Source organism: Streptomyces sp. NPDC050315 (genome assembly GCF_040655775.1).
Lineage (GTDB): Bacteria > Actinomycetota > Actinomycetes > Streptomycetales > Streptomycetaceae > Streptomyces.
Genome location: NZ_JBFAKN010000001.1, coordinates 785,820 through 800,443, shown reverse-complemented (window position 1 = coordinate 800,443; position 14,624 = coordinate 785,820). Strand labels below are relative to the sequence as shown.

Annotated in this window: 12 protein-coding genes and 1 pseudogene; 5 read left to right on the top strand and 8 right to left on the bottom strand. The window is 72.5% G+C overall.

What is annotated here, in order from left to right:
• Positions 1–24: 24 nt before the first annotated feature.
• Positions 25–1,251 carry a cytochrome P450 gene (locus AB0I82_RS03585; protein ID WP_363255393.1) on the top strand — a complete coding sequence of 409 codons (1,227 nt, stop codon included), beginning with the start codon at positions 25–27 and terminating at the stop codon, positions 1,249–1,251.
• A 172-nt stretch (positions 1,252–1,423) separates the two neighbouring features.
• Positions 1,424–2,368 (top strand): D-alanyl-D-alanine carboxypeptidase, encoded by a 945-nt coding sequence (locus AB0I82_RS03580; RefSeq protein ID WP_363255392.1) that lies wholly within the window; start codon positions 1,424–1,426, stop codon positions 2,366–2,368.
• On the opposite strand, the gene AB0I82_RS03575 is transcribed toward AB0I82_RS03580, so the two are convergent.
• The 6 genes from AB0I82_RS03575 to AB0I82_RS03550 all read right to left on the bottom strand — a co-directional run bounded on the left by AB0I82_RS03575 (position 2,355) and on the right by AB0I82_RS03550 (position 6,723).
• Positions 2,355–2,957 (bottom strand): DUF309 domain-containing protein, encoded by a 603-nt coding sequence (locus AB0I82_RS03575; protein ID WP_363255390.1) that lies wholly within the window; start codon positions 2,955–2,957, stop codon positions 2,355–2,357. The genes AB0I82_RS03580 and AB0I82_RS03575 overlap by 14 nt on opposite strands.
• Positions 2,957–3,289: a DUF427 domain-containing protein gene (locus tag AB0I82_RS03570; RefSeq protein WP_363255389.1), complete on the bottom strand. Its 333-nt coding sequence runs from the start codon at positions 3,287–3,289 to the stop codon at positions 2,957–2,959. Before AB0I82_RS03570 ends, AB0I82_RS03575 begins: the two co-directional genes overlap by 1 nt.
• 51 nt (positions 3,290–3,340) lie before the next feature.
• On the bottom strand, positions 3,341–3,799 hold the full coding sequence (locus AB0I82_RS03565; protein ID WP_363255388.1) for a thioesterase family protein: 459 nt from the start codon (positions 3,797–3,799) through the stop codon (positions 3,341–3,343).
• Complete coding sequence (locus AB0I82_RS03560) at positions 3,796–4,761, bottom strand: 3-hydroxyacyl-CoA dehydrogenase NAD-binding domain-containing protein (protein WP_363255387.1); 966 nt, start codon at positions 4,759–4,761, stop codon at positions 3,796–3,798. Before AB0I82_RS03560 ends, AB0I82_RS03565 begins: the two co-directional genes overlap by 4 nt.
• Positions 4,762–4,788: 27 nt before the next feature.
• Positions 4,789–5,676, bottom strand: coding sequence for a 3-keto-5-aminohexanoate cleavage protein (locus AB0I82_RS03555; RefSeq protein WP_363255386.1), 888 nt, complete (start codon positions 5,674–5,676; stop codon positions 4,789–4,791).
• 141 nt (positions 5,677–5,817) lie between these two features.
• Entirely contained in the window at positions 5,818–6,723 is a 906-nt protein-coding gene (locus AB0I82_RS03550) for a TetR/AcrR family transcriptional regulator (RefSeq protein WP_363255385.1), read from the bottom strand.
• A gap of 194 nt (positions 6,724–6,917) precedes the next feature.
• Here AB0I82_RS03550 and AB0I82_RS03545 point away from each other — a divergent pair.
• Together AB0I82_RS03545 and AB0I82_RS03540 are read left to right on the top strand one after the other, a co-directional pair.
• Positions 6,918–8,594, top strand: a pseudogene (locus tag AB0I82_RS03545) (SpoIIE family protein phosphatase); the annotation flags it as partial.
• 91 nt (positions 8,595–8,685) lie between these two features.
• Positions 8,686–9,960, top strand: coding sequence for an MFS transporter (locus AB0I82_RS03540; RefSeq protein WP_363255383.1), 1,275 nt, complete (start codon positions 8,686–8,688; stop codon positions 9,958–9,960).
• Positions 9,961–9,998: 38 nt separating this feature from the next.
• On the opposite strand, the gene AB0I82_RS03535 is transcribed toward AB0I82_RS03540, so the two are convergent.
• The gene (locus tag AB0I82_RS03535) at positions 9,999–10,733 is read right to left on the bottom strand and encodes a L,D-transpeptidase family protein (RefSeq protein ID WP_363255382.1); all 735 of its coding nucleotides are present in this window, start codon (positions 10,731–10,733) and stop codon (positions 9,999–10,001) included.
• Between the two features lie 403 nt (positions 10,734–11,136).
• Here AB0I82_RS03535 and AB0I82_RS03530 point away from each other — a divergent pair, with 403 nt between their 5' ends.
• On the top strand, positions 11,137–12,534 hold the full coding sequence (locus AB0I82_RS03530; protein WP_363255381.1) for an NADP-dependent succinic semialdehyde dehydrogenase: 1,398 nt from the start codon (positions 11,137–11,139) through the stop codon (positions 12,532–12,534).
• 18 nt (positions 12,535–12,552) lie between these two features.
• On the opposite strand, the gene AB0I82_RS03525 is transcribed toward AB0I82_RS03530, so the two are convergent.
• Positions 12,553–14,616 (bottom strand): SpoIIE family protein phosphatase, encoded by a 2,064-nt coding sequence (locus tag AB0I82_RS03525; protein WP_363255380.1) that lies wholly within the window; start codon positions 14,614–14,616, stop codon positions 12,553–12,555.
• Positions 14,617–14,624: the final 8 nt, after the last annotated feature.

The following is a 14,624-nucleotide window of genomic DNA, read 5'->3' as shown; positions in this document are numbered from 1 at the left end:
CGCCACCCCATAAGGTCGGGATTCATGCAGAGCACCCCCACGCCCGATCGTCCGGAACCGATCGACACGACGATGCTGCTCGACGACCCGTACGCGGGGTACGAGCGGCTGCGCGAGGCGGGCCCGGTCCACCGGATCACCGGCCCCGACGGGCAGCCCGCCTGGCTCGTCACCCGCTACGCGGACGTCCGCAGCGGGCTCGCCGACCCCCGGCTCTCCCTCGACAAGCGCAACAGCTCGACCGGCTACCGCGGCTTCTCCCTGCCGCCGGCGCTCGACGCCAACCTGCTCAACATGGACCCGCCGGACCACACGCGGGTACGCCGCCTGGTGGCCAAGGCGTTCACGCCGGGCCGCGTCGACAAGCTGCGCGCCCCCGTGGCGAAGGTCGCGCACGACCTGCTGGACGCCATCGAGGCCAAGGGCCGCGCCGACCTCCTCGCCGACTTCGCGGGCCCGCTGCCGATCATCGTCATCTGCGACCTGCTGGGCATCCCGGAGCGCGACCGGCTCGACTTCCGCGCCTGGTCCGACGCGCTGATCACGCCCGACCCGGCCCGTCCGGAGGCGGCGAAGGAAGCGGTCGGCGCCATGCTGCGCTTCTACACCGGGCTGATCGCCACCAAGCGCGCCGAGCCGGGCGACGACCTGCTCTCCGACCTGATCGCGGTGCGCGACGAGCCGGACGTCGACGGTGGCGTGGCGGGGGACCGGCTCAGCGAGGACGAACTGACCTCGCTGGCCTTCCTCATCCTCCTCGCGGGCTACGAGAACACCGTTCACCTCATCGGCAATGCGGTCCTCGCGCTGCTCGACCACCCGGAGCTGCTGGCCGAGTTGCGTGCCGACCCCGCCGGACTGCCCGCCGCTGTCGAGGAGTTGGCGCGGTTCGACGGCCCGGCGCCGCTGGCGATCCGCCGCTTCCCGCTGGAGGACATCGAGATCGGCGGCGTGCGGATTCCGGCGGGGGAGAGCGTGCTGCTCTCGCTCGCGGCCGCCAACCGTGACCCGGAACGCTTCACCGATCCGACGAAGCTCGACCCGCACCGCGAGAATTTCGGCCATCTCGCGCTCGGGCACGGCATCCATTACTGCCTCGGAGCGCCGCTCGCCCGGATGGAGACGCAGACCGCCCTCGACGCCGTGATTCAGCGGTTTCCGGGGCTCCGGCTGGACGTGTCGCGGGACGAAATGCAGTGGCGGCGGAGCATCCGTGCGCGTGGCCTGATGTCGCTCCCCGTCGCCTGGTAACGCCGACTCGAACAAGCTTTTCCTGCATAACCGTTCCGGCATGCGGTAGAAAGGTTCTGAGCCCGCCCGGTGTGCATCCCCCGTCGCACCGGGCGGGTCTTCGTGTGTGACGCATGAGCCGTCTGGCGCAGCATGTACTGCGCGTGTCGCGCCGTGTCCCTAGCGTGGTTGCATGGGAACCGACGCTGCTTCGACCAGGACAATTGGCGCCCTGACGGCCATAGCCGTGACGAGCGCCATCGCCGCTCTGCTCGCCCCGGCGCACGCCACATCGACGGACCGGGGCAGGGCCGCACCGGAACGCTTTACGACCGATACGGCGGCCGGGCCCGGAGCCCGGCCCGCCGCGGCGCCGCCCGGCGGGCTCACCGCCCGGGCCTGGATCCTCACCGACGCCAAGACCGGGCGCGTGCTGGCCGCGAAGGAGGCGCACCGCCAACTGGCCCCGGCGAGCACCCTGAAGGCCCTCTTCGCACTCACCGTCCTGCCCAAGTTCCCCGCGGACATGGTCCGCACGGTCACCGCCGATGACCTCAAGGGCGTGGGCGAGGGCAGCAGCCTCGTCGGCATCAAGAAGGGCCGGCAGTACAAGGTCGCCGACCTGTGGCGCGGCGTCTTCCTGCGCTCCGGCAACGACGCCGTGCACGTCCTCGCCAACATGAACGGCGGCTGGCGGGCCACCGCACAGGAAATGCAGGCCAAGGCCAAGATGCTCGGCGCCGACGACACGGTGGTGAAGACGCCGGACGGGTACGACGCGCCCGGCCAGGTCTCCTCGGCGAGCGACCTCGCCCTCATCGCCCGCAAGGGCCTGGAGAACGCCGACTTCGCCCGCTACTGCGCCACCGTACGGGCCGCCTTCCCCGGCGGCTCCCGGGGCCCGTACGACATCGTGAACACCAACCGGATGCTGTCCGGCACGAAGGGCGTGCCGCGCTATCCGGGCGTCATCGGCGTGAAGAACGGCTTCACGAGCAAGGCCGGCAACACCCTGATCGCCGCCGCGAAACGGGACGGCCGCACCCTCGTGGCCACCGTGCTCCACCCCAGCAAGAAGAAGAACGCGGTCTACAAGGAGGCCGCCACGCTCCTGAACTGGGGCTTCAACGCGAACTGACCCGCAGCCGGGGCGCGTGCGAAGCCGCGGGGACCGGGCCGCGCAGGTCGGCGGCCAGGTCCCCGGCCCAGTGGGTGAGCCCGGTGACGTCGATGCCGTACGGCGCTGCGTGCGCGTACGGCTCGATGGCGGCGGCGCCGCGGGTCAGCAGCGAGGTGGCACCGGTGACATTGCCGCGCGCGGCGTGCGTGAGGCCGACGGCGAGCTGGGCGAGGCCGCGCCACAACTCACGCTCCTGCTGCGGCCCGGACTTCCAGGCGTCCTCCAGCACCTCGTGCGCATGGAACGGCTTGCCCTCGTCCAGCAGCCGCTGCGCCTCGGTCAGCGACTCCAGTGGCGTGCGGACCACGCCCTCGGGCTGCCGCTCGACGCCCTCGGCGCCGTACGGCAGCGGGCGGCCGAGACCGTCCCGCGGCCGGGCGTTGCGCGCCCGGCCCTCGGCGTCCCGGTCCCGGCGCCGCTGAGGCGCCTTCGGCGCGCAGTACGGGCAAGGGGCCGCCGAGTCGTCCCTGATCCGGCCGCACTCGTCACAGACCCGGTCCAGCCAGCAGGCCGAGTCGCCGCCCTCGTCGTGTTCCGTCGTGCCCATCAGCCGTCGACGACCTCGGTCTCGTAGAAGCAGAAGTGGTCCTTGATCTCCGCCACGGCTTCCTTCGGCTCCGGGTACGCCCACACCACGTCCTCCGGGCCGTCCGGCAGCGACCAGTAGGACGCGTCGCCCTTGAAGGGGCAGTGGGTCCGGGTCCCGGAGGGGACGAGGAGGTCGGTACGGACGTCCTCGGGCGGGAGGTAGTACCGGGCCGGGTAGCCGGTCTCTCGCAGCACCAGCGGCCGGCTGCTCTCGGCGAGCACCTGCCCGCCCTGTACGACGCGGACTCGATCGGAACTCTGCTCGACGGTGATGCGATGGCCTGTGGTCATGAGTCCTCCTGGACGAGGAATGGTTCCCCGTCCAGGATCTCACCCATGGCGTCAGACCTCCCGGATGCCCCGCCCCGCCCATTCCGGGGCGGGCGCGGTCAGCGCGGTGAGCCGGTCGCGCACCGCCTCCGGCAGCGGCGCCGAGCGGCCCGTGGCCTGGTCGACGTGGAGGGCGAAGAGCTCCTCCGTGGCGACCGGGTCGCCGTCCGTGTCACCCACGAACATCTCGTGCAGGAAGCGGACCTTCTTCGCGTCCGCGCCCAGCACCGTCGTACGAACGACGAGTTCGGCGTCCCGGGCGACCTCGTTCAGGTACCGGACATGGGCCTCGACCGTGTACAGCGAGCAGCCGCTCGCCTCGCGGTACTCCGGGCCCAGGCCCGTCTCCGCCATCAGCGCATCGGTAGCGAATCCGAAGACGAGTACGTAGTACGCCTCGCTCAGATGGCCGTTGTAGTCGATCCACTCGTCCTTGACGGGCTGCCGGAAGAGCGGGAGCGCCGCCGTCACTTGGCGTCCTTGCCGAGGCGGCCGGTCGCCCGCAGTACGTCGATGACGCCCTGGTCGCGCTCGGCCACCAGGTCCGCGTACGTACGGCCGTCCGCGGCCACGTCGCAGCCCTCGACCACCGCGTCCCGCAGCGCGCGGTCCAGCTCCGGGGCCTCCAGCCGGGTCCACGGGGACTTCAGGGACGGGCCGAAGTGGTCGAGCATGTGCGCCATGCCGCCCTCGCCGCCGGCCAGCGCGAAGGTGAGCATCGGGCCCATGAACGCCCAGCGCAGGCCCGGCCCTTCGGTGATGGAGTCGTCGATGTCCTTCACCGTCGCCTCGCCGTTGGCGACCATGTGCAGCGCCTCGCGCCACAGGGCCTCCTGGAGGCGGTTGGCGATGAAGCCGGGCAGCTCGCGGTCCATGGTGATCACGGACTTGCCCGCGATGTCGTAGAAGCGGGAGGCCCACTCGACGGCCGCGCGGTCGGTCTTCTCGCCGCCGACGACCTCGACGAGCGGGATCAGGTACGGCGGGTTGAACGGGTGGCCGACGACCAGGCGGCCGTTGTCGGCGGCGTCGGAGTGCATGTCCGACATCGGGTAGCCGGAGGTGGAGGAGGCGATGACCACGCCGTCTCGGGTGGCGGCGGTCAGCTCGGCCAGCAGCGAGCGCTTCAGGTCCAGCTTCTCCGGGGCGCTCTCCTGCACGAAGTCGGCGTCGGCGACGGCCTCGGCGAGGGTGGGCGCGACGGTGAGACGGTCCTTGGCGGCGCCCTCGGCGAGACCTATCTGCTCAAGGGCGGGCCAGGCGGCGTCGACGAGGCGGCGCAGCTTCTCCTCGGCGTCGTCGGCCGGGTCCCAGGCGGTCACGTCGTAACCGCGGGCGAGGAAGTGGGCGACCCAGCCGCCGCCGATGACGCCGGCGCCGATGCAGGCGACCTTGCGTACGTCTTCAGGGGCGAGGGGAGGGGTGGTGGTCATGCGGGGCTCCAAAGAGGTGGACGTACGTCAGGCGCGGGGCTTGAGGCCCAGGCGGGCGCGGGTCTGGTCGGGGGTGGCGACCTTGGCGCCGAGGGACTCGGTGATGGTCACGGCGCGCTCGACGAGCTGCGCGTTGGTGGCCTTCACGCCCTTGGAGAGGTACAGGTTGTCCTCCAGGCCGACGCGGACGTTGCCGCCGAGCAGGATGGACTGCGCGACCCACGGCATCTGCATGCGGCCGAGCGCGAAGCTGGCCCACTGCGCGTTCTCCGGCAGCATGTTGACCATCGCCTGCAGCACGCCCGGGTCGGCCGGGGCGCCCCACGGGATGTCCATGCACAGCTGGAAGATGGTCGGGTCGTCCAGCAGGCCCTCGGCGAGCAGCTGCTTGGCGAACCACAGCTGGCCGGTGTCGAAGATCTCCAGCTCGGGCCGGACGCCCAGCTCCTGGATGCGCTTGGCGCCCTTGCGCAGCATCTCGGGGGTGGAGATGTAGAGGTTGTCGCCGAAGTTCAGCGAGCCGCAGTCCAGGGTGCAGATGTCGGGGAGCAGGTCCTCGACGTGCGGCAGCCGGTCCAGGCCGCCGACCAGGTCGGTGCCGGGCTGGGCGCCCTTCTCCAGCGGCTGGTCGGCGTCCAGTACCAGGTCGCCGCCCATGCCGGCGGTGAGGTTGATGACGACGTCGGTGCCGGTCTCCTTGATCCGCTCCACGACCTCCCGGTACAGCTTCGGGTCGCGGGAGGGGTCGCCGGTCTCGGGGTCGCGGACGTGGATGTGCACCACGGCGGCGCCCGCGTTCGCCGCCTCCACGGCGGACTTCGCGATCTGCTCCGGCGTCACGGGGACGTGCGGGGAGCGGCGTACGGTGTCGCCCGCGCCGGTCAGCGCACAGGTGATGATGACCTCGTCGTTCATGACGGGAGTCCCTTCTGCGGGTGGTGGGGTGACGTGCCGTCAGGTGACGGCGGAGGGTACGGAGAGGGGGTGTGCGGGCAGGCGTCGGCCACGCCTGCCCGCACACGATCGGGGGCGGACGGTCTCGTCCGGGGGAGTGCCCTAGGGGGCGGCCGGCGTGTCGTCCTCGGGATCGCCGCTCGGCTCGGCGGTCAGTTCGCTCTCCACGAAGGCGATCAGCGCGGCGTGCATGGAGTCGGGGGTCGTACTGCCGGGGGCCGTGGCCAGTACCTGGGTGGCCAGGCCGTCGATCAGCGCGGTCAGCCGGAGCGCGGTGAACTCCACGTCGACGGGGCGGAAGACGCCCTGCTCGACGCCGCGCCGTACCACCTCGGCGACGGTGGTCCGCCACTGCCGGTAGTAGTGGTCGTGCAGCCGCCCGACCTCGGTGGAGCGGGCCGCCTGTGCCCACATGTCCAGCCAGACCAGCCACTGCCGGCGCTGCTGCTCCGTGCGCGGCGTCTGCAGCGCGATGAGGTGCAGCAGCTCCTCGCGGGCGTCGATCGCGCCGGCCAGGCCCTGCGCGCGGCGCTCGGTGTCCTCGTCCATGCACCAGCGGACGGCGGCTTCGAGGAGATCGTCGCGGCCGGGGAAGTGGTAGTGGATCGCGGCGGTGCTCGTCCCGCAGGCGGCGGCGATGTCGGAGACGCGTACGGAGTGGAAGCCGTGCTCGGCGATCAGCCGGACCGTCTCGCGGACGATCTGCAGCGGCCGGCCGCCCTCGGGGAGCGCGGCGGGCCCGGCGTCCTCGCCCGGCGGCGCGGACGTCCCGGCCGAGGAGCCCAGCAGCCGGCCCGCATCCACCCCGCCGATCTCGGCGATGCGGACGATCTCGGCGACGGTGAAGCGCCGGGTCCCGCTCAGGGACCGGGACAGCTTGGACGGGTCCATCACGATCCGCCGGGCGAACTCACGGCGGCTGCAGCCGATGCCGTCGATCACCTGCTTGACGCGGTCCGTGAGGTCGCCGCTCTCGTCGGCGAGCCGGGTGCCGGGGTCTTCGTGCATGGCTCGGGACCGTAGCAGCGTGATGAGATCAGCGCAACGCCTTGCGTCGGAAAGGGTGCCGCTAAATGCGGACATTCAGCGGCAAAACCCCACGTGATGAGGACTGACTGATGAGAAAGTCAGGAGCAATGTCCGGTCGTACGCACCCGAGGCGCGGGCGCCCGTAAGGGCGGAAATGTGGCAAAGTGACGAACATGGCCGAACGGGGCGCGCAGCCCCCTGCCGTGTCGGCACCGGAGCAGTGGCCCGCCCCGCCGGACCTGATCCTGGCGCTCAACGGAATGGGGGGCTTCGACTGGGACCTGAAGCGCGGGCGCCTGTACATGGACGCCGCCGCGCTGCGGGTCTTCGACCTGCGCCCCGGCGAGTTCGACGGCCGCCCCGAGGCGCTCTCCGGCCGGGTCCCGCCCGACGAGGCCACCCGCCTGGATTCCCTGGTCGCGCAGGCCATCAAGGAGGGCAGCGCGTCGTACGGCGCGTACTTCCAGATCCGGTGCCGGGACGGCACACTGCGCTGGACCCACACCCACGGCGCCATCCACCGGGACGGCACCGGGCGGCCGTACCGCATCATCGGCGTCGTCCGCGACGCCCGCCAGGAACTGGCGCTCTCCCGCACCGCGAACCCGGTGACGGCAGGGAGCCAGCGCCGCCGCCGGCACAGCTCCGTCGTCGAGCGCACCACCGCGGCACTCGCGCACGCCAGAACCGTCGGCGACGTCATCGCCGTCCTGGGCGGCAGCCAGGGACTGAGCCGGCTCGGCGCGGAGAACGTCATCGTCGGGCTGGTGGAGGCCGGCCGCATCCGGCTCGTCTCCGAGGGGCAGGCCGGCAGCTTCGTACCGGACCACCGGTTCACCCGGGTGGCGGACGAGTTCCCGATGAGCGAGGTCGTGCGCACGCTCACGCCGCGCTTCGTCCGGTCCCGCGCGGAGTTCGCCGCCTGCTACCCGCGCCTGTGGCCGTACGTCGAGCCGCTGGACATCGGCTCGGCAGCCTACCTCCCGCTGATCGCGCAGGCCCGCCCGATCGGCGTAATCGGCCTCTTCTACCGCGAGGAGAGCGACTTCGGCACGCACGAGCGCAGCATCCTCGTGGCGCTCGGCAGCAGCATCGCGCAGAGCCTCGCCCGGGCCATGCTCTTCGACCAGGAGCACGACCTCGCCGAAGCGCTCCAGCAGGCCATGCTGCCGCGCCGTATCCCCGCCGTCCGGGGCGCCCAGATCGCGGTGCGCTACCGCTCGGCGCGGCTGGGCCGGGACATCGGCGGCGACTGGTACGACGTGATCCCGCTGCCCGGAGGCCGCCTCGCCGTCGTCATCGGCGACGTCCAGGGTCATGACATCCAGGCCGCCACCGTCATGGGCCAGCTGCGCATCGTGCTGCGCGCGTACGCCGCCGAGGGCCACGCGCCCGCCACGGTCATGGCCCGCGCCTCCGCCTTCCTGTACGAACTGGACACCGAGCGCTTCGCCACCTGCCTCTACGCCGACATCGATCTGACCACCGGCGCCGTGCAGATCGTCCGCGCCGGGCACATCGACCCGCTGCTGCGGCACGCCGAGGGCATCTGCCGCCGGCTGTCCGTGACCGGCGGGCTGCCGCTCGGCCTGTCCGCCCAGTTCGGCCTGCTGGACTACCCGGTCACCACGGTGCGTGTCGCGCCCGGCGAAACGCTGGTGCTGTGCACCGACGGCCTGGTCGAGCGGCCCGGCGCCGACCTCGACGAGGGGATGTCCCAGCTGGCCCGGGAGGTCCGCACCGGACCGCAGGACGTCCAGCAGCTCGCCGACCGGCTGTGCGCGCTGGGCCTCAGCGGCGACGGCGAGGACGACATGGCGCTCCTGCTGCTGCGCCGCAGCGGCACACCCCGGCCGCACCATTAGCTGTCCTCTGCAGCCTGTAAGGGCTAAAAGTGGCCCCCGCCACATACCGGCGCCGAGCGCCGTGCTTTACTGCCGCGTGCCCACTGAGACCACCCCCACCGGCCTGCGCTCGCGCATATTCGCCGACCTCACCCCGCTGCGTACCTCCGCCGACTACCGCCGCCTGTGGACCGGCAACACCGTCTCCTGGGTGGGCCAGCAGATGACCGCGCTCGCGGTCTCGCTCCAGGTCTACGACATCACCCACTCGACGTTCTCGGTCGGCCTGGTCGGCCTGTGCTCGCTCGTCCCGCTCGTCGTCTTCGGGCTGTACGGCGGCGCCATCGCCGACACCGTCGACCGCCGCACCCTGGGCCTGGCCAGCGCCCTCGGCGCCACCGCGATGTCCGTGGTGCTCGCCACCGCCGCGCTGCTCCACGTACAGCAGGTCTGGCTGCTGTACGTCGTCGTCGCCCTCCAGGCGGTCTGCTTCGCGATGAACTCGCCGGCCCGCACGTCGATGATCCCGCGCCTGCTGCCCACCGAGCAGCTGCCCGCGGCCAACGCCCTGAACTCGCTCACCAGCAACCTCGGCCTGATGGGCGGTCCGATGCTGGGCGGCGTCATCGTCGGCATGTGGGGTTACCAGGCCGCGTACCTCATCGACGTCGTCGCCTTCTCCGCCTCCCTGTACGCGATGTGGCGGCTGCCCTCGATGCGCCCCGAGCACGAGCCGGGCGCGGACGGCACCAAGCCCAAGCGCGCCTCGGTACTGGACGGCCTGCGCTTCCTCGCCACCCGCCCCAACCTGCGGATGACCTTCTTCGCCGACATGGCCGCGATGGTGCTGGCCCAGCCGCGCGCCCTCTTCCCGGCCGTCGCCGTGCTGTGGTTCGGCGGCGACGCCAAGACCGTCGGGCTGCTGGTCGCCGCGCCCGCCGTCGGCGCCGTACTGGGCGGCCTGTTCTCCGGCTGGCTGGGCGCGATCCGCCGGCACGGCCTCGCGATCCTGCTCGCGGTCGCGGCGTGGGGCGCCGCCATCGCCGTCTTCGGCATGACCCGCAACCTCTGGCTCGGCCTCGTCTTCCTCGCCGTCGCGGGCTGCGCCGACACCGTCTCGATGGTCTTCCGCTCCACGATGCTGCAGGCCGCCACCCCCGACCGGATGCGCGGCCGGCTCCAGGGCGTCTTCATCGTCGTGGTCGCGGGCGGGCCGCGGCTCGGCGACTTCCTGGCAGGGTCGGCCGCCGACCTCGCCACCCCGGCCGTCGCTGTGGTCGGCGGCGGCCTGGCGTGCGTCGTCGTGGTGGCCCTCCTCGGCCTGAGCCGCCCGGCCTTCGCCCGGTACGACGCGCGGGACCCGCAGCCGTGACGCGCGGCCGGACGCCGCTCAGTACCGCTTGATACCGCTCAGTACCGGGTGATCGCCGTCTTCCCCGACCGCGTCCCGATCGCGATGTGCGGCCGCTTGTCCGGATCCGCCCAGGCCAGGATCCGGGCCATCGCGCCCGCCGGCACCGACACACAGCCGGCCGTCGCGCCCTTGCCGTTGACGTGCAGGAAGATCCCGGCGCCGCGGCCGCGCACCGGCTTGTCGTAGTTGAAGCCGATGACCAGCGCCCGGTCGTACTGCTTCGGGTAGTCGGCCAGCCGCTCCGACTCCTTCGCGGCGCAGTCGGCGGGCAGCGGCTCGGCCCAGCGGTTGTACGCGGCCGAGGCATTGTCCTGACACCACCAGGAGTTGTCGTGCACCCGGCGGTAGGAGACCTCCGTACCGGCCGGGGCCGCGCCGATCCCGAAGCCGTACGGGAGGTCGTACAGGCCGGTGGGTGTGGTGTTCGTGCTCTGCTTGCGGGTACTGCCCTCGGCCAGGCCCTTCGCACCGAAGCGGGCGGGCGCCGAGCCCGCCTGCCGCCAGTGGCCGTGCCGCTTCTCCCACCAGATCAGCCGCCCGTGGGTGGACGAGGTGCGCGGCGCCTCGGCCGTGATCAGCTGCCGGCCGCCGCCGGTGTCCGCCATCCGGGCGGGCAGCGGCGCGCCCGTCCGGTCCGTCGTCGGGTGCCCGGGCGCTGCCGCGGCCGGGCCGGAGCCCGCCAGCGCGAGCGCGGCCGCACCGGCCGCCATTGCCAGGAACGAACGCTTCATGACGGCACTGTAGGGCGGAATCCCACCGCGCGCGGTAGCGATAGGCGGGCCAGACTCGGGTACGGGGGCCAGGAGAAGAACCACCGCCGCGGGCGGACCGCCCGCGGCACGCACCACACCGTGAGATCCAGGAGGTCTTCCGTGGAACGGCAGCCGCACCCCGCGCGCGCTCACGACCCCGGCGGCCCGACACCGCCCAACCCCGGCCCGGGACCGGTTCCGGACCCGGTGCCCGGCCCGCCCGACCCCGTACCGCCCACCCCCGAACCGTCCCCGGTCCCGCGCCCGCCAGGGCCGAACCCCGACCCGGTACCGGAACCGTCGCCGCAGCCCAGCCCGCTGGGCTGACCCGCATACCCGTACTGACGCCGCACGTGCACCACCAGAAGGAGAGGTGCTTCCCATGGCCATCGCCACGGTGAATCCGGCCACCGGCGAGACCCTCAAGACGTTCGACGCGCTCAACGAAGGCGAGATCGAGGACCGGCTGGTCCGGGCGGACCAGGCCTGGCAGGAGTACCGCACCACCGGCTTCGACCGGCGCGCCAACCTCATGCGCAAGGCGGCGGAGCTGCTGGAGGCCGACGCCGACGACATCGCCCGCACCATGACCACCGAGATGGGCAAGCCGCTGGCCCAGGCCCGTGCGGAGGCCGCCAAATGCGTGAAGACGATGCGCTGGTACGCCGACCACGCCGAGTCGCTGCTCGCCGACGAGCACCCCCGGGCCGCCGACATCAAGGACTCCGGCGCGGCCCGCGCCTATGTGCGCTACCGCCCGCTGGGCCCGGTCCTCGCGGTCATGCCGTGGAACTTCCCGTTGTGGCAGGTGATCCGCTTCGCGGCGCCCGCGCTGATGGCGGGCAACGTCGGCCTGCTCAAGCACTCCTCGAACGTCCCGCAGACGGCGCTGTACATCGAGGACCTCTTCCGCCGCGCGGGCTTCCCCGACGGCGCCTTCCAGACGCTGCTGATCGGCTCCGGGTCGGTCGAGATGGTGCTGCGCGACCCCCGGGTGGCCGCCGCGACGCTGACCGGCAGCGAGCCCGCCGGCCGCTCGGTCGCCTCCATCGCCGGTGACGAGATCAAGAAGACGGTGCTCGAACTGGGCGGCAGCGACCCGTATCTGGTGCTGCCCTCGGCCGACCTGGAGAAGGCGGTGTCCACCGCCGTCACCGCGCGCGTGCAGAACAACGGCCAGTCCTGCATCGCCGCCAAGCGTTTCATCGTCCACACCGATGTCTACGACGAGTTCGCCTCCCGCTTCGCCGAGAAGATGGCCGCGCTCAAGGTCGGCGACCCGATGGCGGAGGAGACCCACGTGGGCCCGCTCTCCAGCGAGCAGGGCCGCTCCGACCTGGAGGAGCTGGTCGACGACGCGACGCTGCACGGCGCCACCGCGCTCTGCGGCGGCGGCCGGCCCAAGGGCCTGGACCGGGGCTGGTTCTACGAGCCGACCGTGCTCGCCGATGTCACCAAGGAGATGAAGATCTACTACGAGGAGGCGTTCGGCCCGGTCGCCACCCTCTTCCGGGCCGCCGGCCTGGAAGAGGCGATCGAGATCGCCAACGACACGTCCTTCGGCCTCAGTTCGAACGCCTGGACCGAGGACGAGGCCGAACAGGAGCGGCTGGTGCGCGACCTGCGGGCGGGCGGTGTCTTCTTCAACGGGATGACCGCCTCGCACCCGGGCATGCCGTTCGGCGGCACCAAGCGCTCCGGGTACGGCCGGGAGCTGGGCGACCACGGCATCCGCGAGTTCTGCAACATCACCACGGTCTGGTACGGCGCCAAGGGCTGACCGCCCATGACCGACGCCTTACGCGCCGTCGGGCGCGGGCACGGTGAACTCGCACCACAGCGCCTTGCCCGCGCCCCGGGCCTCCGCACCCCACCGGTCCGACAGCGCCTCGACGAGCAGCAGGCCGCGCCCCGAGGTGGCGGTCTCGCCGGGGCTGCGCCGCCGCGGCCAGTGGCTGGACCGGTCCTCGACCTCCAGCCGGACCCGGCCCGGCGGGCCGGACAGCAGCTCCAGCGAGACCAGCGCCCCGCTGTCGGTGTGCCGCAGCGCGTTGGTGATCAGCTCGGAGGCGACGAGCGCGACATCGCCCGCCACCTCCCCGGCCCGCCACTGATCCAGCATCCGCCGCAGCTCGTTGCGGACCTCGGCCGGGCCCGCCGGGTCGGCCTGGTGGACGTGCAGCCGCAGCCGCGGCGTGGCCGGGCCGCCGGGCTCGGTCATCCGGCGCAGCAGCAACAGGGCCATGTCGTCGGGGGAGCCCGGCTGCTCCCACAACAGCTGCGAGAGATGGTCGGCCAGCGCGTCCAGCTCGCCGGGCCCGTCCTGTACGGCGCCGGTCAGCGCCTTGATCCCGGCGAGGATGTCCAGGCCCGGCTGCTCGACCAGGCCGTCGGTGCACAGCAGCAGCGTGGAGCCCGGCTCCAGGAACAGCTGCGTCTCCGGGTAGTGGTCGTCGCCGAAGACGGTGGCGAGCCCCAGCGGCAGCCCGCCGTGCACGGTCGGCCAGTGCACATGCCGCCCCGCGTCCGAGATCATCGGCTCCAGATGCCCGGCCCGGGCCACATGCAGTACCCCCGACGAGAGGTCCGCCTGGATGTACGTACAGGTCGCGAACCGCTCGGTCTCCAGCTCGGCCAGGAACCGGGAGGCCCGCCCCAGCACCGTCTGCGGCGGATGCCCCTCGGCGGCGTAGGCGCGCAGCGCGATCCGCAGCTGGCCCATCACGGCCGCCGCGTGCGTGTCGTGCCCCTGCACGTCGCCGATCACCACTCCGGTACGGCCCTGCGGCAGCGGGATCACGTCGTACCAGTCGCCGCCGACGTCCCGGCCGGTGCGCGCCGCCTCGTACCGGACCGCCACATCGCCCCCGGTGATGGCGGGGATGCGGCGCGGCAGCATCGAGTCCTGCAGCCCGGTCGCGAACTCCCGTTCCTGGTCGAAGAGGGTGGCCCGCTGGAGGGACTGCGCGATGACGCCGGCCAGCGCCAGCGCCAGGTTCCGGTCCTCCGCCGTGTACACCTTCGGCTCGGTGTCGACCAGCCCGAGCGCACCGATCACCTTGTCCTGCGCGACCAGCGGCAGGAACGCCGCGCCGCGGACGCCGATGCCCTCGACGTACGGCGTGAGGCGCGGGTAACGGCGCAGCAGTTCCTCGCGGGAGGTGACGAAGGCCGGCTCGCGGGTGAGCGCCGCCTCGGAGAGCGGCAGCGTGCGGTCCAGCGGCATGTGCAGCAGCTCGGGCATGTGCAGCGGCTCCGTGGCCGCGATGACGTCGAAGACGCCGTTGTCGACCAGGCCCAGGATCAGCGCGTCGGCGCCCAGCCGCAGGGGGCCGTCGTGGTCGGTGAGCACATCGGTGACGTCCCGGACCGACAACGCCCGGGACAGCGCGGTGGTGGTCCACTGCACCAGCGTGGTCTGCCGCTCGCGCTCCTCGTGCGGCAGGCTCAGCAGCGCCGAATCGGTCAGCTCGGCGGTGGCGTCGCGGACGACCCCCGCCATCCGGTACGGGCGGCCCGCCTCGCTGCGCAGGATGCGGCCCTGGACGTGCGTCCACCGCAGCGAGCCGTCCCGGCAGCGGATGCGGAAGTACGCGCCGCAGGACGGCCGGCCCTGCTGGATCGCCTGCACGACGGCGTTGTCCAGGCGGTGGCCCTCGTCCTGCGGAACCCGCTGGAGCAGCGCCGGCCGCGTCCCGTCGAACTCCTGCGCCCGCAGGTCGAAGACCGCGAGCCCGCCCGCGTCCAGCGCGAAGGCACCGCTGTCCAGGTCCCAGTCGAAGGAGCCCATCCGGTTGAGCGCGAGCAGGTCGGGCAGATCGATCGGCGGCCGCTCCTCCACGCCGTCCCAGCTCCACTCCATATCGGGAT

Coding starts and splice junctions, on each gene's coding strand:
- AB0I82_RS03550 (WP_363255385.1), bottom strand. CDS start 6,723: ATGCACGAAGACCCCGGCACCCGGCTCGCCGACGAGAGCGGCGACCTC.
- AB0I82_RS03585 (WP_363255393.1), top strand. CDS start 25: ATGCAGAGCACCCCCACGCCCGATCGTCCGGAACCGATCGACACGACG.
- AB0I82_RS03555 (WP_363255386.1), bottom strand. CDS start 5,676: ATGAACGACGAGGTCATCATCACCTGTGCGCTGACCGGCGCGGGCGAC.
- AB0I82_RS03560 (WP_363255387.1), bottom strand. CDS start 4,761: ATGACCACCACCCCTCCCCTCGCCCCTGAAGACGTACGCAAGGTCGCC.
- AB0I82_RS03535 (WP_363255382.1), bottom strand. CDS start 10,733: ATGAAGCGTTCGTTCCTGGCAATGGCGGCCGGTGCGGCCGCGCTCGCG.
- AB0I82_RS03570 (WP_363255389.1), bottom strand. CDS start 3,289: ATGACCACAGGCCATCGCATCACCGTCGAGCAGAGTTCCGATCGAGTC.
- AB0I82_RS03530 (WP_363255381.1), top strand. CDS start 11,137: ATGGCCATCGCCACGGTGAATCCGGCCACCGGCGAGACCCTCAAGACG.
- AB0I82_RS03575 (WP_363255390.1), bottom strand. CDS start 2,957: ATGGGCACGACGGAACACGACGAGGGCGGCGACTCGGCCTGCTGGCTG.
- AB0I82_RS03525 (WP_363255380.1), bottom strand. CDS start 14,616: ATGGAGTGGAGCTGGGACGGCGTGGAGGAGCGGCCGCCGATCGATCTG.
- AB0I82_RS03580 (WP_363255392.1), top strand. CDS start 1,424: ATGGGAACCGACGCTGCTTCGACCAGGACAATTGGCGCCCTGACGGCC.